This window comes from Candidatus Dependentiae bacterium, assembly GCA_040878395.1.
Classification (GTDB): Bacteria; Babelota; Babeliae; order Babelales; family Vermiphilaceae; genus JAKBEL01.
Genome location: JBBDMI010000010.1, coordinates 23,988 through 47,227 on the forward strand (window position 1 = coordinate 23,988; position 23,240 = coordinate 47,227).

Genomic DNA, 23,240 nt, shown 5'->3' on the forward strand with positions numbered 1-23,240 from the left:
TATTCCTGCCTAAACTTTTTTATAGGGATAAAAAAAGCCACTATGGCTAAGCACCTGAAAAACAACAGGGCGCTAATTGAAAATAGGGGGAGTGTGATGAAAACAGTCTTAAACCAGAAAATACGTGAAACAATTCCGGAAATACTCCCAGTAATTCCAACAATGGATGTTGTTGTATTTCCTCAAATGATTGTTCCACTATTAGTCCTTGATGAAAAAATCATCAAAGGCATTAATCAAACAATGAATGAATCCAAAATGGTATTCTTGTTAGCTTCAAAAAAACAGGTTGATAATCAAGCGGCCATCGGCACCGATGACCTTTATCAAACTGGCACCATTGCATCAATAATGCGACTCATAAAACTTCCTGAGGGTGGCATAAAAATACTGGTACAAGGTATTTGCAAAGCGCAAGCACAAGATTTAATGACCGAAGATGATGGCCTGCATGCACAAGTAGAATCGGTCTCAATGGTTCATGATAGTGATCATATTATCGACGCACATGTTAAAAACATAAAAATGCTCACCGAAAAAATGGCCTCTACCGGTCAAGGATTCAGTCCGGATTTTCATATCATTCTATCAAAAATGAATGACCCGGAAAAAATTGCTGACTTTGTATTATCTCATCTCAACTTAAAAGTTGAAGATGCGCAACATTTGCTTGAACAAGAACAGTTGTCTAACTTTCTAGAAGGCATTTATCTGCAACTGGAAAATGAACTTGAAGCAGCAGAAATTCAAGAACGTGTACGCAATAACGCACGCGAATCTATGAATAAATCACAGAAAGAGTTTTATCTGCGTGAACAACTTCGTGCAATAAAAGAAGAGCTCGGCGAAGATGATGCTGAAGAAATAGATGCAATGCACATGAAATTGGCACAGCTAAAAGCATCTGAAGAGGTTAAATCTGAAGTAAAACGTCAAGTTAATCGACTTGAACGCACAGCACCCGATTCGATGGAAGCAGCAGTTATTCGCACCTATTTGGAATGGATTTTTGCATTACCATGGAACACATGTACCGAGGACAATTTAGATCTTGAACATGCAAAAAAAGTGCTGGATGAGGATCACTTTGGACTAAAAGAAATCAAAGATAGAATATTAGACTTCATATCGATACGTAACTTAAAGAAAGATGGCTATGCACCTATTTTATGCTTTGTTGGTCCTCCCGGTACCGGCAAAACATCGCTTGGCAAATCAATTGCACGCAGTTTAAATAAAAATTACATGCGGATTTCATTAGGTGGCGTTCGTGATGAAGCTGAAATTCGTGGGCACAGGCGCACCTATGTTGGTGCAATGCCGGGACGCTTTATACAAGCATTACGTAAATCAAAATCGATGAATCCGGTTATAATAATTGATGAACTTGATAAAATTGGTGCAGATTTTCGCGGAGATCCTTCAGCAGCTATGCTTGAAGTGCTTGATCCACAACAAAATAAAACATTTTATGATAACTATCTAGGCATTCCATTTGATTTATCAAACATTATGTTTATCGCAACCGCAAACTCAATCGATACCATTTCCGCTCCTTTACGTGATCGTATGGAAATTATTGAACTTTCCGGATACACCTTGCCCGAAAAAGTAAACATTGCACAACGTCATTTAGTTCGAAAAGCAATTGAAGATACAGGACTTGCAGATAAAGATATAAAACTGGATGACAAGATTATCGAGCATATTACACAAAACTACACCCGTGAATCCGGCGTTCGTCAATTAGAGCGTACCATACGTAAATTATGTTCAAAACTGACTCGTTCGTTTGTTGAAAACAAAACTATACCATTAGTCGATTGTACAAACGTAGATACCTACTTGGGGCCACGTATATTCCTTGATGACGACATTTGTCGTGTAAATCAAGTTGGTATCACCAATGGACTTGCATGGACAATGTATGGCGGAGAAATGCTCAAAATTGAAGCTGTATTGATGCCGGGAAAAGGTAAATTGATGTTAACCGGTCAGCTAGGCAATGTGATGAAAGAATCAGCACAAGCGGCTATGACCTATGCACGTGTGCATGCTAGTGAATTCGATATCGATAAAAAGATATTTACCGATTACGATTTACATATTCATGTCCCTGCCGGTGCAGTGCCAAAAGATGGCCCTTCTGCAGGCATTACTATGCTCACTTCAATTTTATCCGTACTCACTAACCGATTCATTGACGCTAATTGTGCAATGACCGGCGAGCTGAATTTGTGTGGTGACATCATGCCAATTGGCGGCGTGAAAGAAAAAATATTGGCTGCAAAGCGCAATAAAGTTTCACGTGTTATTTTACCCTATCAAAACAAAAATGACCTTGTCGGTATCGAAGATATTGCACAAGACATTGACGTTATTTGGGTCCGCCATGCAAATGAAGTATTAAGCACCGTATTGTTGAATATAAATGAGAAGGTTCCACGAGCTGCATGAAAATAATAACTATTGGCGGTGCAACGACTGATATATTTATACAAACCAAGCACACCTCAGAACTTAACTTTGCAACATCTTATGAACAAAGATCCTTCCTCTTGTTTGAGGAAGGATCTAAAATAGATGCCAACACATTGCACTTTCACACCGGTGGCGGTGCAACCAATAGCGCTGTTTCATTTAAGAAATTAGATTTTGATGTCACTACATTTTTTAAAGTTGGTGATGATAAACCTTCTGAATTCATTATGCAACGTCTCGCAGATATAGGTATCAATACACAATACATCAAACAGTCTGATGAATATATAACCGGACATTCGTTTATATTCCCATCAAAAAGTGGTGACCGTACCGTCTTATCTTATAGAGGTGCAAATGCACATCTGCATGAAAGTGAAATCCCACAAGTAATTAAACAATTTGGCAATGTCTATATCACATCACTTTCAGGCGATTCGGCTCATATGTTATTACCAATTACACGCTTGGCAAAAATGCATAGCGGTTTGGTTGCTACAAATCCGGGCACAAGTCAATTAACTTCAGGCACACAAACAATGTATGAATCATTGCCTAACATTGATATTTTTATCTTAAATAGTGATGAGGCATGTAGTTTTATGCTTTCAATGATTGAACAAGACATCGAGTTACATCAAAAAATATTAAATACAAAAGTCACTCAACGTGATGAAACGTTACCTGAACTCTTACAAGCACCAATTTCATATCAAACGGTCTACTTTGATATTCGCCTTTTTTTTGAACAAGTTCTTTCTCGCGGGCCAAAAATTGTGGTGGTAACCAATGGCGCCGAAGGAGTATATGTTGCAACACAAGATGGCATTATATTTCATCCGAGCTTGCCAACAAAAATCGTCAACACACTTGGTGCAGGTGATGCATTCGGTTCATGCTTTGTTGCCAAATATATTGAAGGTGCAAACATTAAAGAGGCCATGCTTTATGGCATTATCAATGCATCATCAGTAATCAGCCATTTGGATGCAAAAAGCGGGCTGCTTACCAATCATGAACTGGAAAAACGCTTTGAACATGTCGACAAAGATTCTTTTCAAGAATTTGATTTAAATGTATAAAAAAAGTCGGCTATAAAAACCGACTTTTTTCCAAATTCTGTATATCTGTATATATGTTATAGCAACTTATGCTCATAAAGATACTTAAATACTTGTTGAGCATCTTGCACATTATCAAAAAGATTTTTAAATGCTGAAGCATCTTTTAAGTTACTAAACCATGAATGACTCAAAGCATTGTTCAAATCAGCTTCAGAGCCACGAGCAAACAACCATCTTAGTGAATTTGTATCTTGAGCTCGTTTTTGTTGCAACAATTCTGCAATGCGATTATTAATTTGTGCACGTTTTTCAGCATTATCTGAGGTATCTATAATAATTTCACGACCAAAACGTAACGTTAAATTATCATAACCATAAAGCATACTTTGCAACGCTGTGACATCTTTATCAGCCTGATCAAAAAACAGAGTATTATCATGTATAAGTTGCGCTATACGTGAAATACCAAAAGCAGCTCCTTGCTTAATTAAATCTTCCTGCTTGGCAAGGTCATCACATACGTATCTTTTAACTAATGCATTAAACTTCTGTGTAATTACACTTGGAATACGTTCTTTGCGCCAATTAGATTGATCATCATAACCGCCAACATAATATTCTGCTGTAGATCTCAGACCCTGCGGTAAACGAACATCTGCAAATTTACGCGCTTGTGCTTGAGCAAAACTCACACCATGTGCAGCTGCCTGAGTTACATCTTCAATGCCATGACTTTCCGGTTTTACAAAGAAACGCTGTTTATCTGAAGTTAATGTACCAAAAAGTAATGTCGTCATTCCATTCGGAAGCCCATCAATATTCAGACCATAATGCTCTTTTTTCATTTTATTATATGTTGAATATGCTGTAAAATGTGATGAAATACGTGAATACGCTCCCGGCGTATTTTTAATAAAATCAAATACGTTACCCGATGGATCAAAAATTTGGTATGTACCTTCAGTAAATCTCTGATTACGCATACGCGCTAGAGCGTCCCAATACCAAATTAAATCACGAACAAATATTTTTCTGTTTGGAGACTGATTTAAACGTTCAACAACCGATTGCCATTCTGCTTGATGAGTTAATACATATTGTACATATGCACCAACCACAACAGATTCTTGTTGCTCCTGAGTAAAGCTATATTGAGCAACTTGTGCTTTTAAAGCATCAATGTTTATAGCTTCTTGAACATCTTCAACTTTAACTTCAGCTGCCGCCGGTACAGGTATTTGAGCAGAAACTCTACGCGTACCCGGTTGAGCTGCTGCAGGAATTTCATCAACTTGTCCTTGCAAGAATTCTTCTTCTTTGGGAGTGAATGCACCTACACCAGTATCTTGAAAGCTCTCCTCTTCTGTTTCCGAATCGGAATCGCTTACCGGTTCATCTAATAAAGCCGGTTGAATCGCTGGCGAAGTAACTGATGCCCTTCGTGCTATTATAGCAGGAACAGCAGACTCTTCATCTTTCTTTGGCCAATAATTATAAGCTAAAACAGCTGCTATTACAGCGGCAGTAGTACCACCCACCGTTAAAGCTGTTTTATGGTCAGCCGGCTGACCATACAGATCTTGTACATATGAAATCACATTAGCTGTCCATCTTGAGAGAGTTTCTTGCCCCCAAAAAGCTTGAGCCGGCATTGAAACACCTATCAAAACGACAAATAACGTAATTTTTTGTATTTTTTTGAAATTCATCCCCATTTCCTCCATACAATGGATATCAATCATAACTTTTTATAGCATATCTTATATCTCTAATAATATACTTATTTATTACATATTGTCAAATATGTATTTCAGATTGAAATTTACCCGGAATGCGAATAGAAGAGTTTTTCTGTTTATAGCTTAAAAGACAGCCAACAATTAACTAAAAACCACTGCGGTAGCGAGATGAATATTGTTCGAATCTATAGCTAAATCCTCTGCCGTTTTGCCTGCTGCATTTTTAATCTCGCGATCAGCTTCTTTTGCAAGTAACAGCTTAACTGATTGAACATCATTTAATCTAACGGCAATATGCAATGCTGTAGTTTTATTCCGTCCTACAGCTTTATTCAACTCAGCCGACCCGGAAGACAGTAGATCAATTATAGTTTTTCTATGCTTTTTATGCATCTGCTTTTGCATTAAGGCTAATTGTAAAGGAGTATACCTCAGCCTCCTTGTCCCTCCCGCATTCAAATTCGCTTTGCAAGCTAATAAAGCATGCACAACCTGGCCATATCGCCCATTTTTACATCGTGCACGTGCGGCTAAATGTATAGGAGTTTTCCAGTGTTTTTCGGTCTTGAATATTAAATTAGGACGAGCTGCGTATTGCAAAAGCAAATTAGCCAACTTCGCATTACCAAAATATGCAGCTTCACACAATGGACTACCTAAAAATTTCTTTCTGCATACACGCGCATTGGGCATATTTGGATCAACACCCTCTTTAAGTAATGCTTCAATCTCAGGGGGCAACAATGTTGATTTTGCCTCCCTGCACCGTGCGAGTAAGTGCAGCTCTTTATCTGCCTTTATCAAGCATTCATCTGCTGCATGTAAACAAGTTGAAAACAATGCTATTAAAATATGAATAAAGTTATTAAACCTTTTTTCCACGTTTTTTCCTATCTTTATCTCTTTTTTTTGATGTTTTATTTTGTATATCTAATTTTCTTTTTTCAATCAAATCTTTAGCTGTTCTGTGGAATTTATCTTGAACAGTTGAGTCAGCTCCCTCATCGATCAATCGGTGAATAATTTTAGTGTAATCTTTTACCACTGCAATATGCAATGCTGTTTGCCCTTTATCCTTTGACTGTCTATTAAGATCAATACTTTCAAATGAAAGCAGTTCTTCTAAAACTTCCATACTTGGTTTTATTTGCAAAACACAAACCATTAAAGGGGTCAAGGGAATGTATTTGTTACGTACTCCACCACAATTAACATTTGCACCGGCATCACGTAAAGCCTTGATTACAGCAAGATAATCACCGTCTTTTTGATGACCTCTGACAGCTTCATGCAATGGCGTATTATATTCATAGTTGTTGTTTTTTTTGTTCCGCTTTGTTGGTAATGCTTGTATTACAATCGCGCCTTTACCAAGTAATAATTGTACAACTTCAAGATTTCCTGCGCGAGCTGCATTATGCAAAGGGGAACCGCCAAACTCTTTCCTTTGTTTTTCATTTAACATCCCAATATTTGGATCAGTATTATTTCCAAACTCAAAAAGTCCTCTAATCAGCGGCATATTTTTATTAATATCAGTATGCGTATATTTCATAAGCGCAAGCTGATTCTTCCTTTGTTGTTCTTGTTGGTCTCTCACCCTTTTTTGTTGTTTGCGCTCATATGCAGGAGCTCTTTTTTTACGCACCGGACCATCGACACTATATAAACTAAAAATTGGGAGTAAACTTGCTATAAAATATTTTTTCATTGCAGATTCCTAGACTCTATAAAGATAAAACAGACATATCATCTATTTTTTCATAAACTTAAGATAAAGGCAATTTTAAAATATATAAAATATAGTACAGACAGATGTTACTGTTTACAAACAACCGGTATTTTTTTAAGATTAAAAGTATAAATAATAAAACTTAAATCCCTTGATCAAGAGTATCAAAATGTCAAATTCAAAATCCCAAACTCATCAAGGTACTGTTTTGCGTGTAAGTGGAACTATCATTGATGTACAATTCGATCACGAACATACGCCAAACATTCACAATGAGCTCATTATAAATTTCCCAAAACATAATCGTCAAGCCAGCATTGAAGTTGAACAACAATTAGGTGACGGCATCGTCCGTTGCATTGCAATTGAAAATATTCATAACATCTCTCGTGGAATGGAAGTTATCGACACCGGACACCCAATCGAAGTTCCGGTCGGCAATCAAGTACTGGGGCGTATTTTTAATGTTCTAGGCAAAACAATTGATGACAAACCACCACTGAAAACCGATAAAAAATGGTCTATCTATCGCGAGACTCCCGCACTTATAGAGCAAAAAATCTCTGATCAAGTGCAAGAAACCGGCATTAAAGTTATTGATATCATGGTGCCCTATGTTAAAGGTTTCAAAATTGGTCTTTTTGGTGGCGCCGGTGTGGGAAAAACAATTTTAGTGCAAGAGTTCATTCGTAACATTGCAACTGAACATGGTGGCGTTTCAGTATTCACCGGGATTGGTGAACGAACCCGTGAAGGGAACGAACTGTGGTTGGAAATGAAGCGGACCGGCGTACTGGACAAAACAGCATTAGTCTTTGGCCAAATGGGTGAACTGCCCGGCGCACGTTTACGCGTTGGATTAACCGGTTTGACCATGGCTGAATATTTTCGTGATAAAGAAAAAAAAGATGTACTTTTATTCATCGACAACATCTTTAGATTTGTACAAGCCGGCGCAGAAGTTTCCACCCTGCTTGGCCGTTTACCATCCGCTGTTGGTTATCAACCAACATTAGCGACCGAAATGGGTGAATTTCAAGAACGTATTACCAACACAATAAACGGTTCAATAACATCAATCCAAGCGGTATATGTTCCTGCTGATGACATTACCGACCCGGCCCCTGCAGCTGTTTTTGCACATTTAGATGCAAGCACGGTTTTATCTCGTAAGTTGGTAGAACTTGGCCTGTATCCTGCAATTGACCCATTACAATCAAGCTCTAAAGGACTGCAACCTGACATTGTTGGAGAAAAACATTATCGCGTTGCACGCAACATTCAAGAGATCTTACAGCGATACAAAGAGCTCCAAGATATCATTGCTATCCTGGGTATGGAAGAATTATCACCGGAAGATAAATTAATTGTTAATCGCGCAAAAAAAATTCAGAAGTTTTTAACACAACCATTATTTGTTGCTGAATTTGCAAGTGGTCTGCCCGGACGATATGTTCCGGTTGAAGTTGCAATAGATGATTTTGCAAAGATTATTGATGGCAAATGTGATGACTGGCCTGAGCAAGCATTTTATATGGTTGGAGATTTAAAAGAAGCAAAAGAAAAAGCGGATAGACTCAAAGCTGAGGTTCAATAAATGAATCTTGAAGTCATAACTCCATTACGCACTATGTCTTATGAGATTGCATGGCTTGAACTTAATACTGACGTTGGTAATTTTGTAATTCAAAAAGGACATGCTCCAACATTGCTTATACTTAAACAAAATGATGAAATAGTTTTTCGTTTAAAAAATGGCAAACAAGAGTCTGTTTTTGTGCCCAAAGGTATTGCCGAAATAACTCGTGAAACAGCTACTGTTGTTATACAGGAAGTGGCAAAAAAGGAATAGATTCCTTTTTAAATCCTTTTTTTGTTTTTTATTTCAAGATCGTTAGTTTTACTTTTTTAAAATGACTTGTCGTCCTTTTTTTTATTACATTTAATAAAGTCTTGGTCAATGATGTGCATTATTTAAAAAGTATTATAAAGTAAAATTCAAAAACATTAAAAATGTTCACAGTATTGATATAAAGTAACTTAAAAAAAACAAGGCAATCATCCATTTTGGATATCAAGCATGTTCAATATATCCTTTAGCGGATATGGAAGCCTAAGATTGAGCTTTTGCGAAAGCGCGGGCCGACAGTGAGAATGAACGTAGTGAATGAGAACGTTTTTATCCGCGACGAAAGGTTTCGAAAGGCAAAGCCTTCGTGCCTGGAGTCCAGAGGTTGTGGCAAAACAACCTTTGGGCCTGTCCGGCGAGGACAACAAATAATTTAAAAAAAAAGAAAAACTAACGATCTCGAAATAAATAAAAAAGAATTAAAAAACTTACAACCTCGCTTGTCTCTTTACACGTTCATACATTATTTTTTCATTATGCAACTGCCGTGCAATAGTATCAAGATAAGCACATACAGGTAAAGCTTTAGCTTCCGGCCCGGCACCTTCAAAACGATAACCATAATCATGGCATAATCCTTGCGCACAGACTGCACGTGCAACTGCAGTTTGATAACGCACAAACGGTTGATTTGAAACAAGTAAACAATTACCCGGTTTAGGACTAAAATACAACCACATACGTAATGTATCTTGTGTGGTTGGACGTTGTATTGAACCCAAACAATCTATTTTTGGTGGTACAGAAATAAATGAAACGTTTGAATTAAAATCATATAATCTACCGACAAATTCTTTTTTTAATACTTCTCTAAAACCGGATGGCATCTGCCACAATGTATCCAATTCCAGTTCATGTAAAAGATCGCCAATCATCTGCAGTTCAGTTTTCTTTACTTTAATGCCATTCAACTGCGTATGATCTTCAATGAGCTGTGATCCCGCCAAAATAGAAATATAAGTTGCACCAAGACCGACTTCGGATAATTGCTTTGCATATAATAAACGTGTACGCATTTCATCTTTATTATAATTTCCCATAATAAGCATATGCGTGTAGGCGATTTTTTGTGGTGTAATTTCTTTTATCATTCCAAGCGATTCAACACATTTTAACAACTGCTTTCTTTTTTTATGCATTTCAGCAGTATCAATTAACGCTTCACGTTCAACTCCCGGTTTTCGTAACCAATGCTTTTGCGTTAAAAGAACGGAACTCTCCAGCTGTTCACATACACCCAAACCGGTTTGCCGCATTAATATTTGTAGCGGTTTTGAAATTCTACCATCTTGAGTTAACAACAATGAATCTACACAAAATATAGTTTGGACACAGATCAAAAACGAAACTAATCTTAATAATTGATGCATTTTTATCACTTTTGGTTATTTTAAAAAAACAGTATAGTAAACAACAAACACTGTGGTTATACTAAAGAAGATACACAAAAAAACAAGGAATTTCAGATGCACAACAAATTCAAAAATCTCGCAAAGAGAACTATTACGGGCATTATACTCGGTGCACTGTTTTGGATTTCATTTATTTATCTACCTCCTTGGTGCTTCTCAATTGTTATCATAGCAATACTCGCACAAATCATTGCATTTGAATGGACTCGATTATTTGATCCAAAAACAGCACTGTTTTGGTTCGTGATGCCTTTTTATCCTATACTACCCTTTTTATTAATTTTATGGATGAATCATTCATGCTATCGTCCACTACTCTTTATTTTATTCATTTTAGTATCAGCACATGACACCGGCTCATACTTAATTGGAAATCTATTTGGCAAACGTCACATTGCAAGCATGATCAGTCCGGGAAAAACATGGGAAGGTTTTTTCGGCGGCTATCTTTTTGCATGCGGAGGCTTATGGCTAGCGTTGTGGGAACTTGGTGATGCAAAACCATTATGGTTTATCATGCTTTTCACCTTTATTGTATGCTTAACTTCACTTATTGGTGATCTATTTGAATCATGGCTCAAACGACGCGCACATGTAAAAAATTCAGGATCTATTTTACCGGGACATGGTGGTTTTTTAGACCGCTTTGACGGCATCATGTTTACCGTATTTTTCTTTTATCTTTTTCGCGATTGGTTATTGGCTTATTTTCCAAGTATCACCTGTTAACAAACAATCACCCAATCGGTATTTACCCAATCTTATTTCCTAACCTAAAAAATCCGTAAACGGGCTTTAGATTTGCTACAATTTTTTTTATTTTTTCTTGTATTACAGGATCTTCAACATTTCTACTTCTATTGCCAGCAGATGGTCTTAAATTAATCATAGAATCGAATACAATAAACTCGTCAGTTCCATAATGATCTGGAAATAAATTAATGCCCCATAAATGTTCTTGTTTAGATTCGTTTTCAGGTAAAAAAACTCCTGATCTGCATGCATATCAGCATCCACAACCATTACCTGTTTTTCAATACCAACAACAGCTTTCACTAAATCTTCAAACATTTTTTTGACATTGTTTTCAGTTCTTCAACAATCATATAATACCCTCATCCTTTCAATATATTAACTAAATCAACCTGTTTTACCCTATCCTCAGCGCCACTTGTCATATTTTTAAGCGTAACCTCATGATTATGCTGCTCATCTTCACCGACAATGACCGCATAAGTTGCACCCATTTTATTCGCTTTTTGCATCATTTTTTTAACTTTCCCGCCATCAAGCATAACCTGAGCACACAACTCTTGCGCATGCAATTCATCAGCAATTAACATTGCAAGCATTCTTTGTTCTTCTGCAACCGGTATAATTACGGTTAATTTTGACGATTGGGCAATAGGCAATCTATCTTGATTTGGCTCTAACAATAACAATAAACGCTCAATGCCAATTGCAGCACCAAGTGCAGGTTGATCTTGTTTTGCACCAAGTTCTTTAACCAATGCATCATATCTACCACCGGCACAAAAAGTGTTTTGAGCACCAAGATCGTTACTTGAAAATTCAAATACTGTTTTGTTGTAATAATCCAAGCCACGTACCAATTTTGGATTGATAATAAATGAGACTGAAAGTAATTCTAGCTGTTGCTGTAACTCTTGCCATTCTTTTTGACTTTCGACTGATAAATGATCGACCATCTTTGGAGCATTTTCATACAACTTTTGACACTCAGGATTTTTACAATCAAATACACGCAAGGTATTTGCATCTTTGCGCTCTTTACAGGTCTCGCAAATTCCAGCACATGCATCTGATTCAAGAAATGTTTTTAAAATGTTTTTATAATTTGCACGATCTTGGAACGAACCTAAAAAATTCACCATCAATGCATAATTTTCCAATTTCAATTTTTCATGAAAAAACCGATCAAGCATTTTTATCAGTTCTGCATCGTTACCAATTGAAGATGCGCCAATATTTTCAATATTAATCTGATGAAACTCACGATAACGTCCTTTTTGTGGCCGCTCATAACGGAACATTGACCCCCAAGAAAACACTTTCCATGGCACATCAACGACACTATTTTCAATAAACGCGCGCACGGTCGATGCTGTTGCTTCAGGACGAAGACACATTACATCATCATTTTTTTCTGTTTTAATGATAAACATTTCTTTACTGACAACATCAGTTGCAACACCAAGCGAACGTTTAAACAGTTCTGTTGGCTCCAAAATTGGTGTTTTAATTTCAGTAAAATTATAAAAAGTGAGATGTTTTTTTATTTGATCGAGCACAAAATTAAACAATTTTAAATCAAGCCAATCTTGTGTGCCCTTTATACGTTGAATCATATACAAACCTTAAGTTTATGAGTATCAATTTGCAGTTATCAAAAAGTATACCATATTTCAAATTAATTGACTTAGTTTGCAAACCTGATAAAAACATACCTATAGTAGTAACCCAAAAAGGAGTTTTTTTATGAAGAAATTTTTATACCTGCTGTGCATCAGCATGCTAAGTTCGGCACCATTTATTGATGCAAAATGTAGCACTCCAAGTGATGGAAAACTGTCATGCGAGGATGCACATAAATGTTTTGACTGTAGCAGTGCCGATTCATGTGAATGCCAAGTTACAGCAAAATCTTTTTTATCTGTTCGTCCATTTTTTGAGGCTGCATCACCAGCGAAACTTGCATTAGTTCGCAAAGAAATGCAAGAAATGCATGTTAATAATGGCAGTATGTTCCAAGCTGTTCCATTTGGCGGCAAAACCCTTAAATCTGATCGTTTAGCACAATACTTTGGTCCATCATGCAAACGAGTACTAACCGTTTCATCTGATGCTGCAAGCAATCCTGACATTATTGCTGCAAACTTAGGAATCTACACACAAGCTGACGAAACATTTGAATCTGTCTTTTGTTTAAGTCCTGAGCAAACTTTTGCCGGCTTAGGTTTGAACTACCGCACTCACTTTGGATGTGAAGACAGAAACAAAGGTTTCTTTCTTGATCTCACCTTACCGGTCTACTACGTAAAAAATACCATGAACCTACAAGAACGAGTTGTCAACAATGGCGGTGGTCCGCTTACTCCTGATACTCCTGCAAATGTTGCCCAAGCATTTAAACAATGCTCATGGAATGCAGGACGCATCGATGATGATTGTGATACAACTAAAGTCGGTGTGAGTGAACTTGATATTCAATTGGGTTATGGCTGGGGCCGCGAACAAGCACATATGCATTCATATGCCGGCGTGTTAGTTCCAACAGGCAACAAAGTCAATGGACGTAAAGTTTTTGAACCGATCATCGGCTGGAATCACAATACTGCATTCCATTTTGGAAGTAGTTTTGGTATTCAAATTTGGAAAGATGAATGTAAAGATCGCACTTTATGGTATGAACTTGCAATTGATAGCCGTTACTTCTTTGAAAACAGACAATGTCGTTCATTCGACCTGAAATGTAAACCTTGGAGCCGCTACATGCAAGTGTATACAAACGAAGCACAAGCACAAGAAGCTGCTGACTTATGCGCAAGTGCTGATCCTGCTGACCAACAAGCCGGACTTTTATTGGGCACGCCAGGTATCAATGTCTTCACACAAGAAGTTAAAGTGCGCCCACGTTTCCAACGTACATATAACACTGCATTTGCACTTGATCTAAAAGATTGGACTTTAGAAGGTGGTTATAACTTCTTCACACGTGACGGCGAATGCGTAAAACTTGCATGCCCTTGGGAAGAACTGGTTGGCATTAAAACCGAACGTCAAGCTGATGGGACCTATACACCTATTGATGGCCCGGCACTTAAAGCATTAACCGGTTGTGGCGACACTAACAGCGTACAAACCATTGGCAATAACTTCAACGGCGAAAATGATCAAACAATCGCAAACTATGCGGAAAACATCATTACTGAAGATGATATTGATTTCTCATCAGCTGAAGCTCCTTGTATGCTAAGTAATCGTTTTTATGGCGCAGTTGGTTATAGCATAGATATTTGTGAAGTACGCACATTAATTGGTCTTGGTGGCAGTTATGAATTTAGCGCTGACAACACAGGACTTGACCGATGGGGCGCATGGGCAAAAGTTGCCTTGATTTTCTAACGAACCTCATATTTTTCGTATATCAAAAAAGAGTCGGGACTGTTCCCGGCTCTTTTTCATTGAGAATTACCAAACCTTTTTGCTAAAATAAGTCTAGAACTTAAAAAAATGGATCATATTGGAGGTTGTTATGAAAAAAATAATACTATTTCTTATACTATTTTATGCTCACATAGAGGCGATCTCTCCCGGCAGAGCAAATCAACTAAGAACAGAATTTAACCAAATTGGGATTTATAATCCCAGCAATCCTGGTAACTACAATGAGCAACGTGCAGATGAAATATTAAATGAACTCAACACCGGTGGATTTCGTGGTATGGGTAAAAGATTAAGAATCCAACAACTAGAATCATTACGTCTACGCCCTACAGCACCACAACCAAGCAGATCTGCTCCACCAACAAGAGCGGTTCCCGTACATCCTCGTGTAATTACTCTGCAACAACAAAACGAACAGTTGCGAAATCAAATTCAGCAATTACAACAACAAAATAATCAACTAAGACAACAGCATGCATCTGTAAGCGAAGCACAGTCTGCATCAAATGAGGTTATTCGTTTAGCATTGCAAGTAATTGATGCAACCAACAAATTAAATAGTGATATCGGACAAGTACAAGTTTATTTAGGGCTTAATGATACAGAAAGCGCGAGCGCAACAATCGATAGTGTAGGAACACAGTTTGATCAACTACAAGCAATCAAAGAACAACTGGAACAACTCATTCAAAGATAACATTATTTTTGCCACATACAGATTTTTTGCGTAATACATATTGGAATGGTATGTTATACAAAAAATTGTATTGTAAGGAAGTTATATGCGGCAAAAAGCTATTCTTATCACTGGGGGTGCAGGTTATATAGGGTCACACACGGCATGGTTAATGGCACAACAAGGATTTCATGTCATTATTATAGACACATTGATATACAAACAATCTGCTTCCTTTGGATGGGCTACATGTATTCATGATGATTTTGCAAATGAAGCTACATTACGTCATATTTTTTCTCAGTACAACGTACAAGCTGTTATGCATTTTGCGGCATATATTGAAGTTAATGCATCAATCAAAGACCCCCGTCATTACTATGAAAACAATGTTATTAAGACCTGCAAATTATTACAAATTATGCTCGAACACAATATAAAACAGTTTATTTTCTCCTCAAGTTGCGCATTATATGGCAATCCCCAATATACGCCCATAGATGAACAACATACAAAAAATCCTATAACACCCTATGGTGCAAGCAAATATATGGTGGAACAAATATTACAAGATTATAATCAAGCATATAATATGCAATATGTAAGTTTGCGCTACTTTAATGCAGCAGGCGGTGATCCTGATCACAATTTGGGTGAACAACATGAACCTGAAACACATATAATCCCACTACTTTTGCAAGCACTCAAACAGCGCACACCATTCAAAATATTCGGTACCGATTATGAAACACCTGACGGAACATGCATTCGCGATTTTTTACATGTTAAAGATATTGCACATGCTCACTCTTTAGCTCTTGAACATCTTATGCATAACAATCCATCTGATTATTTTAACTTAGGAACCGGACGAGGAGTTTCTATTAAAGAACTGCTTGATATAGCACAAAAAACATTCAAAACCTCTCTACATATCGTATACGACAAACGAAGAGCAGGCGATCCGGCAATTTTAGTTGCAAATGCACTCAAAGCAAAACGTATTTTAAACTGGTATCCTCATTACTCAGATATTAAGTACATCCTGCATTCAGCAAATGAATACATGACACACCAAAACCATCGTAAACAGATATTGCAAACACATGTTTAAAGGCGACTAAGTATAGCATCAATTGTTTGAAGTATATCAGCCTTAATGCGCTCGAGTGTTTGATTACTTGTGTATAAACTTTGCTCACGACCATTTTGTTCCATTTTTGGAATTACATTAGAGATGATTCGCAACTGATCATTGTAAGCACGTAACATACGAGCCAAACCTTTTAAATCCAGCTCTAAAATGCCAATTATTGCGGTTGGAATCTCACGATTTTGCGCTAACATTTGTCTGACTTGTTGCAATAAAGCAATCAATGGATTAACCGGCTTTGCCAGTGGCTCAATTTTTTGCTCCACTGGTTGCGTAACTTTTGGAGACAAAGGAACTTCTTGCATTGGTGCTATAGGCTTTGGCGGCACAATAGGTTTTCCTCCTTGAGCAGCTTCTTTTGACAACGCAACCGGCTCTTTTTGTATCGGCGGTTGTGCAACATCCGAAGCTATCGTAGTTGTTGCAATACCACGTTGTTGCGCTGTCTGTCTTGCTGCAGCCGGCAATGTCCAACGATCTCGTTGCACTCTTTGTGGTACTATAGGCATAACTTTTTGTGGGCGAGCAATACCAGTAGATGGTATCACCTCTGCTATAGAAGTTGGTGGTTGCCAAACGCTACGCTCAACTCTTTGTGGTGCTATAGGCGCAACCCTTTGTGGGCGAGCAATGCCAACAGGTAAAATACCGGCTGTTCGCATTGGCGTCGGAATTTGCTCTGAAATTTCAGGTAATGTAATCATTGGCCGTTGCACAACTGTTTCAATTCCGGCAGGTTCTGCAATGGGTTGCGACTTTAATGTGACCCCTACCGTTTGCCTATCATTCAATGCATTAGATAACTGTTGCAATGGATTTCCATCTGACGATTCAAGAAATTGCAAGATAGATTTTTTTGGGCTATAAAATGCCATCTGAATCGGCTCATCTTGCAATAATGGTTTAATAAACTCACGAATCTCAGGCGCAACTTGTGCCGGATCGATAATCAATGTATCAATCAAACCTTGTCGGTTTTTAGTCTGAATAGAAACTTGTGCCGGTTGTTGTAGCTGCGCCGGAACAGATTGAACCAACATAAAAGGTTCTTGTTTCCCTTGCATAATCTCATCAACAAACAGTTGATCAGTCGGAGTCCCAACTGAAAAAACATCTACCATTCTCGGCGTTTGTTGTACTAATTGCGACTGTGGCAACTCAATTGCTGCAGTCACTCTACGCGCAGGCATCGCAACTATTTTTTTTGGCATTACTTGAGGAAGTTGAGGTGGCAACGGTCTTGGTTGCACAACTTGACCCGCTCTTGCAGGCAATAAAAGTCTTGGTTGCTGCTGACGCACAAATTGTTGCGTCACCGAGCGAGGTATAGCCCCCGTTTGTGCTTGTTCAATTAAGTTACGAGCAATATTTTGATATAATCGTGCTCTTTCTGCCGGGCGTGCAGATTTTGGCACTTGCGCACGCTCTAATGCTCTGAATGTTTGTTGCTGAATTTGTTCACGGGGACCACGCGGAATAAAACGCGGCAAACCGGTTTGTGCCGGGCGCGGTGCAACAACATATGGTGAACGGGGCACCATTTGCGATGGAACTTGCTTTGATGGTAACTCAGCCGCTTTTTTAACCTCAGACTTTACTGCATCAGTAATTTGACGCCGACCTTGTGCAATTTCACCCAAAATCTTTGCCTGATCAGGCCCTTTTATTTTTTTCCATACTTCAACAAACATGCTTTTTGTTATAGGATCATCTGTTTTATATCGATTGTATAAACCCTGAAATGCCTGTTGAAAATTTGCATATACTTTTTGTAAGGCATTATTCAATTGCGATTTTGGCGCATTTTCATACAATATTTCTTCTAACTTCATTTCATCTTTTGCTAATTCAAGCAACTTTTGCAATTCTTGTCTTATTTGCTCAGGCAACTGGCGAAGATACTGCGCTCTCTGCGCTGCCTGAATCTCTGCCTGTTGCTTAACAAATGGAGTCAATTCTTGTTTTAATCGACTAACTTCAGCCTCAAGGCGTCTAACCTGTTCATAAGCACTTTCAGCAAATGCATTTTTTAAACCCTGCCAAATCCGCTGAGTTGCTGTTCCTTCTGTCCGAAGTCGCATAGCTTCTCTCGCTTGCGCTAATTCAGCCTCTTTTTGCGCAAGTTCATTTTGCAATCTTTGTTGAGAGGTCAATTTGGGCATCTCTCTTTTTGGAGCAGCAACTCTTGATACACGCACAGGAGGTACAGACGGTGTAACCGTTGATTGTGTAGGTAAAATTGATATTCGTTGTGTTGGGACTGAAGTTGGTAATCTACCAGGTATTGATTGACCTGAAAGAGGTGGTTGCACTGATGGAACTCTTAATGTTTGTGGGTACCTTATGCGCGCCGGTTGAGCCCCCGGTAATGGCAATGTTGGACGAGTAACTGAGCGGACAGCACGCGCTGCAGGACCTGCCAAACGAGAAGCTCGAGTAAAGGCTGCAAAGCTAACGCTATTGCTCAAAAACAATAAGCAATACACAAATAAATTGATTCTTATACCTAAATTTTTCATTTCCCTAGTATCCCTAATAAATGGCCAGCTGTTTTACTTCTAACGTATTCAATACCATTATACGCACAATTTATTTCAACCTGTCAATAGATGTGGATCTGATTCAAAGCCAATAAAATGAATATTTGCGGACAGGAAAAAGGTTTTTATAATAAAAAAACAAATTAATAAACAAGATACTTTATAATAAAAAATCATAATATCTAAATTTTTTATTGCAAACTGAGTTTTAAATCAAGTATTATAAAATTAAGATAAAAGTTCAATTTTTAAAAATTAGGGAAAACTATGAAGAAAAGAATATCACTTAGTCTCGCTTGCTTACTTGCAATAAGTAACATTATGCATGCATGTTTGAATACCATAAGCAATAACACTGAAAATACTTATAAAATAGTCGAAATTAAAAACGAAAATAAAGATGTAAAAAGTATGATATTCTGCCCGGAAGAATATCTTGAAGATGAAACAAAAGCACATACGATTACACCTGGCGAAGAAGTTTCATTTGGCGGTCACTATGTCCCAACTTTCGTTATCTATAAACAATTCCTACCTGACACAAGATGGCATGCATTATTAGTTGTCAAACAAACCCGTTGCGGCCCACGCGGACCGGAAAATAAATATCTACTCATGACAGATCTGCTTAATCGTGATTTACCAGGTGATTATAAACCGGTATATAAATTTACCCTAAAAAAAGAACCTCATGAAATCGAAGCCGAAAGTACTAACACTAAGGCCCTAACTACTATTACAAATCAATACCAGGTCATTTTGAACCTTATTGATGATTTAACACAAAAAATACAAGAAACAATGAGCCGACAATTAAGAAAAGAATCTGAATATAAGCGAAAATTGCACCCTGAAGCTGTTCAGACTGAAAATGATGATGATGCTTCATTAAAAGGTGAAGTCGAAGATGGCGTATCATGTGAGTCATGTAAGGTGCCTGCGGTGGAGTAAATTATATTTTACTCATCCTCGGCGGATCGCCCTAAATTTACATCTTTAGCTTTTGGCGCGTCTATTTAGTTTTTTTATTTTCAAGATCACATTCGTCCTTAAGGCCCTTCGATACACTCAACTACGTTGAGCACTCAGGATGAAGTCCTCGAAGGTTTTTGCCGTGCCCGGCGTAGTTTTAACGAAGACGGGCCAACCCCTTAAGAATCCGGGCACTTAGGCTTCGCCTTAAGAATCCATTCGTCGCGGCTAAAGCCGTCATTTTCGCGCAGCTCAAATTGACTTTCAGCCCACACTCGATTTTATTCATCCTCGCTCTTTGAGCTTTGATGAACAAAATCGATCTTTGGCTTCACGTAACCGCTAAAGGATTCATAAAATGTAAATTTGTTGTACCTTTAGCGTATATGCAGGCACAAGCTCTTAGAGAGAGCGGTGGCCTGTAGGCCACATTTGCCCTTACATACCGTTGCTGAATGATAATGCAAATCAAGAAACTCACTTCGTTATCGCATAATTTACAATCAAAAGAAGCAAATGGCAGCCGATTTTATACGCGATGAGGGATTCCAAAGGCATAGCCTTGGTGCCTGGAGTCCAGAGGTATCGGCAAGGATACCTTTGGGCCAAAGTTTACTATGCAAAAAGAAAGTAATAAAAAAATAAAGTAAATCTAAAAAAAGAGAAAAAATAAAATCATGAAACAACAAATAGGGGTCAAAGGGGCATAAGCCCCTTATTTACCGCAACATTTTTTATATTTTCTCCCCGAACCACATGAGCACGGTTCATTGCGTCCAACCTTTTCAACAATACGTTGAGTTGGTTGTGCAGAATCATCACCGCCGACCATATTAAGTTGTTCAAGTTCACGCTCACGTTTACGTTCAAGTTCAACTTGATTGAAACGTTCAAGATTAAGATGAAAAATATGATGCACAATATCAAATCGAACATGTTCCATCATGTCTTTAAACATCGCAAATGCTTCACGTTTATATTCAATAAGCGGATTTTTTTGGCCCCAACCACGTAACCCTATTCCCTCTTTGAGGTGATCAAGATTATACATATGTTGTTTCCATGCTTTATCAATAGTTTCAAGCATTAACCATTTTTCTGCCTCTTGAATCATTTCACTGTTTTGTTGTGTTCGGAATAACGCATATTTTTCAAGCAAGAAATTGATAATATCTTTTTTGGCAATATCACTATTACTTTGATCAATACCAGCACCAAAGAAATCTTCCGTTTTCAGCCCCGTCAATCTGCTCAAGAATATAAACACTTGTTCAACTTGATCTTTTGACATGTTCCGTTTAGGAGCAAAGCGCTCAACCACATCTTGGACTGTTTTAGTGATCATGTCACGAACTAATTCATAAACATGTTCATCACCATCTAAAATATCACGTCGGTAATCATAAATAACCGTACGTTGTTGATTGAGGACATCATCATATTCAAGTAAATGCTTACGCACTTCAAAGTTTTGTTTTTCAACTTTTTCTTGTGCATTTTCAATAGTTCTGGAAACAAATTTAGATTCGATAACTTCATCTGCATCCATTCCAAAACGTTCCATATTTGTTTTGAGTGTATCACCGGCAAAACGACGAATTAAATCATCTTCCAATGAAATATAAAAACGAGATTCACCTACATCACCTTGACGTCCGGCACGTCCACGCAATTGATTATCAATACGACGACTTTCATGACGTTCAGTACCCAAAATATAAAGACCGCCAGCCTCTAATGACTCAGGGGTTAACTTGATATCAGTACCACGCCCTGCCATATTGGTTGCAATAGTAATACGTCCCGGTTCACCCGCATGTGCTACAATTTCAGCTTCACGCAAATGTTGCTTTGCATTCAATACTTCATGCGGAACATTGTGTTTTTTGAGAGCTTTACTTAATTCTTCGGATGTTTCAATTGCCACGGTACCGATCAATACCGGTTGACCTTTTTTATAGCGTTCTTGAATATCTTGCACAATCATGTTTGCTTTTGCATCTTTATTCAGGAAAATCAGATCATTTTCATCTTTACGCACTAACGGTTTATTGGTTGGAATAGCAAGAACATCAAGTTTATAAATCTTATAAAATTCTTCTGATTCGGTAACCGCAGTACCGGTCATACCAGCTAACTTATTGTATAATCTAAAATAATTTTGCAATGTAATAGATGCAAGAGTTTGTGTTTCTTTTTCAATCGTCACGCCCTCTTTTGCCTCAATTGCTTGATGCAAACCGTCGCTATAACGTCTGCCGGGTAAAATACGTCCGGTAAATTCATCAACAATTAATACTTCACCATCTTTTACTACATATTCAACATCACGTTTGAAAAGCACATTCGCTTTTAACGCTTGATTTATATGATGTAACAGACCCAAATTTTCAATCGCATAAAGATTTTCAATCTTAAAAAGTTTTTCAATTTTATCAACACCGGACTCACCCAATTGCACATTGCGTTCTTTTTCGTCAACCTCATAATCTTCATCTCGTTTTAGACGACGCACTGCAGTGTCTGCTGCTTGATAAAGTTGTCCAACCTCATCGGAAGAACCGGAAATAATCAAGGGAGTTCGCGCTTCATCAATTAAAATAGAATCAACTTCATCAACAATTGCATAATTTAGCTCACGCTGAACATAATCAGATAATCTAAATTTCATATTATCGCGTAAGTAGTCAAAACCTAATTCATTATTGGTTGCATATAAAATGTCTGATTCATATGCTTTTTTACGCTCAACATCTCCCATCTGATTTTGTAAAGATGCAACAGTTAAACCAAGAAACTCATAAACAGGCCTCATCCAATCTGCATCACGTGTTGCTAAATAATCGTTAACAGTAACCAAATGAGCACCTTTGCCACTCAATGCATTCAAATACAATGGCAATGTTGCAGTTAATGTTTTACCCTCACCGGTTTTCATTTCAGCGATTTTACCTTGATGCAAAACAATGCCACCCAAAAGTTGAACATCGTAATGACGTTGACCCAAAACACGTTTTGATGCTTCACGCACGACAGCAAATGCTTCCGGCAATAATTGATCTAATGTTTCACTGTTTTGAAAGCGCTTACGAAACTCATTGGTTTTTGCAGCCAACTGTTCATCGCTTAATGCGCTGACTTCAGGTTCTAAACTGTTAATTTGTTTCACGATAGGTTGCAATTTACGCAATTGACGCGCATTATTGGTCCCCATAATAGTAGCTAATATTTTTCCAATCATTGAAAAATCCCCAAAAAGATCTTTATAAAAAATTCAAATTATACACAAGAGTCTATGGAATATTTAAACTAAAAGTAAATAAAATCACTCAAAGACTCAAGCCAAACAAAGTATAGCATAACTGGTATCAATC

Annotated in this window: 17 protein-coding genes; 9 read left to right on the top strand and 8 right to left on the bottom strand. The window is 37.8% G+C overall.

The features are described from left to right. Positions 1-96: 96 nt before the first annotated feature. A complete protein-coding gene (gene lon / locus WD055_04130) occupies positions 97-2,457 on the top strand; it encodes an endopeptidase La (GenBank protein MEX0849393.1) in 2,361 nt (786 codons plus the stop codon). Then, positions 2,454-3,563 carry a carbohydrate kinase family protein gene (locus tag WD055_04135; protein MEX0849394.1) on the top strand — a complete coding sequence of 370 codons (1,110 nt, stop codon included), beginning with the start codon at positions 2,454-2,456 and terminating at the stop codon, positions 3,561-3,563. Before lon ends, WD055_04135 begins: the two co-directional genes overlap by 4 nt. Before the next feature lie 56 nt (positions 3,564-3,619). Here the strand turns inward: WD055_04135 and WD055_04140 are convergent, their stop codons facing one another. The 3 genes from WD055_04140 to WD055_04150 all read right to left on the bottom strand — a co-directional run bounded on the left by WD055_04140 (position 3,620) and on the right by WD055_04150 (position 6,995). Then, complete coding sequence (locus WD055_04140; protein MEX0849395.1) at positions 3,620-5,254, bottom strand: hypothetical protein; 1,635 nt, start codon at positions 5,252-5,254, stop codon at positions 3,620-3,622. Positions 5,255-5,425: 171 nt separating this feature from the next. Beyond that, a complete protein-coding gene (locus WD055_04145) occupies positions 5,426-6,166 on the bottom strand; it encodes an ankyrin repeat domain-containing protein (GenBank protein MEX0849396.1) in 741 nt (246 codons plus the stop codon). Then, positions 6,150-6,995, bottom strand: coding sequence for an ankyrin repeat domain-containing protein (locus WD055_04150; GenBank protein ID MEX0849397.1), 846 nt, complete (start codon positions 6,993-6,995; stop codon positions 6,150-6,152). The genes WD055_04145 and WD055_04150 overlap by 17 nt, the downstream gene beginning before the upstream one ends. Before the next feature lie 190 nt (positions 6,996-7,185). Here WD055_04150 and atpD point away from each other — a divergent pair, with 190 nt between their 5' ends. Together atpD and WD055_04160 are read left to right on the top strand one after the other, a co-directional pair. Beyond that, positions 7,186-8,613: a F0F1 ATP synthase subunit beta gene (gene atpD / locus WD055_04155; GenBank protein MEX0849398.1), complete on the top strand. Its 1,428-nt coding sequence runs from the start codon at positions 7,186-7,188 to the stop codon at positions 8,611-8,613. Then, positions 8,614-8,868 carry a hypothetical protein gene (locus tag WD055_04160; GenBank protein MEX0849399.1) on the top strand — a complete coding sequence of 85 codons (255 nt, stop codon included), beginning with the start codon at positions 8,614-8,616 and terminating at the stop codon, positions 8,866-8,868. A gap of 485 nt (positions 8,869-9,353) precedes the next feature. On the opposite strand, the gene WD055_04165 is transcribed toward WD055_04160, so the two are convergent. Next, entirely contained in the window at positions 9,354-10,295 is a 942-nt protein-coding gene (locus tag WD055_04165) for a hypothetical protein (GenBank protein MEX0849400.1), read from the bottom strand. Between the two features lie 96 nt (positions 10,296-10,391). Here WD055_04165 and WD055_04170 point away from each other — a divergent pair, with 96 nt between their 5' ends. Then, entirely contained in the window at positions 10,392-11,066 is a 675-nt protein-coding gene (locus tag WD055_04170; protein ID MEX0849401.1) for a phosphatidate cytidylyltransferase, read from the top strand. Positions 11,067-11,088: 22 nt separating this feature from the next. Here the strand turns inward: WD055_04170 and WD055_04175 are convergent, their stop codons facing one another. Next, the gene (locus WD055_04175) at positions 11,089-11,280 is read right to left on the bottom strand and encodes a DUF5674 family protein (protein MEX0849402.1); all 192 of its coding nucleotides are present in this window, start codon (positions 11,278-11,280) and stop codon (positions 11,089-11,091) included. 172 nt (positions 11,281-11,452) lie between these two features. After that, positions 11,453-12,706, bottom strand: coding sequence for a histidine--tRNA ligase (gene hisS, locus WD055_04180; protein MEX0849403.1), 1,254 nt, complete (start codon positions 12,704-12,706; stop codon positions 11,453-11,455). A gap of 130 nt (positions 12,707-12,836) precedes the next feature. Here hisS and WD055_04185 point away from each other — a divergent pair, with 130 nt between their 5' ends. The 3 genes from WD055_04185 to galE all read left to right on the top strand — a co-directional run bounded on the left by WD055_04185 (position 12,837) and on the right by galE (position 16,315). Beyond that, the gene (locus WD055_04185; protein MEX0849404.1) at positions 12,837-14,483 is read left to right on the top strand and encodes a hypothetical protein; all 1,647 of its coding nucleotides are present in this window, start codon (positions 12,837-12,839) and stop codon (positions 14,481-14,483) included. Positions 14,484-14,613: 130 nt separating this feature from the next. Further along, a complete protein-coding gene (locus tag WD055_04190; GenBank protein MEX0849405.1) occupies positions 14,614-15,222 on the top strand; it encodes a hypothetical protein in 609 nt (202 codons plus the stop codon). Between the two features lie 85 nt (positions 15,223-15,307). Continuing rightward, entirely contained in the window at positions 15,308-16,315 is a 1,008-nt protein-coding gene (galE, locus tag WD055_04195) for a UDP-glucose 4-epimerase GalE (protein ID MEX0849406.1), read from the top strand. Here the strand turns inward: galE and WD055_04200 are convergent. Continuing rightward, on the bottom strand, positions 16,312-18,873 hold the full coding sequence (locus WD055_04200; GenBank protein MEX0849407.1) for a hypothetical protein: 2,562 nt from the start codon (positions 18,871-18,873) through the stop codon (positions 16,312-16,314). The genes galE and WD055_04200 overlap by 4 nt on opposite strands. 288 nt (positions 18,874-19,161) lie before the next feature. On the opposite strand from WD055_04200, the gene WD055_04205 reads away from it, so the two are divergent. Then, entirely contained in the window at positions 19,162-19,845 is a 684-nt protein-coding gene (locus tag WD055_04205) for a hypothetical protein (protein MEX0849408.1), read from the top strand. Between the two features lie 736 nt (positions 19,846-20,581). Here the strand turns inward: WD055_04205 and secA are convergent. Further along, positions 20,582-23,107 carry a preprotein translocase subunit SecA gene (gene secA / locus WD055_04210; GenBank protein MEX0849409.1) on the bottom strand — a complete coding sequence of 842 codons (2,526 nt, stop codon included), beginning with the start codon at positions 23,105-23,107 and terminating at the stop codon, positions 20,582-20,584. Positions 23,108-23,240 lie beyond the last annotated feature (133 nt).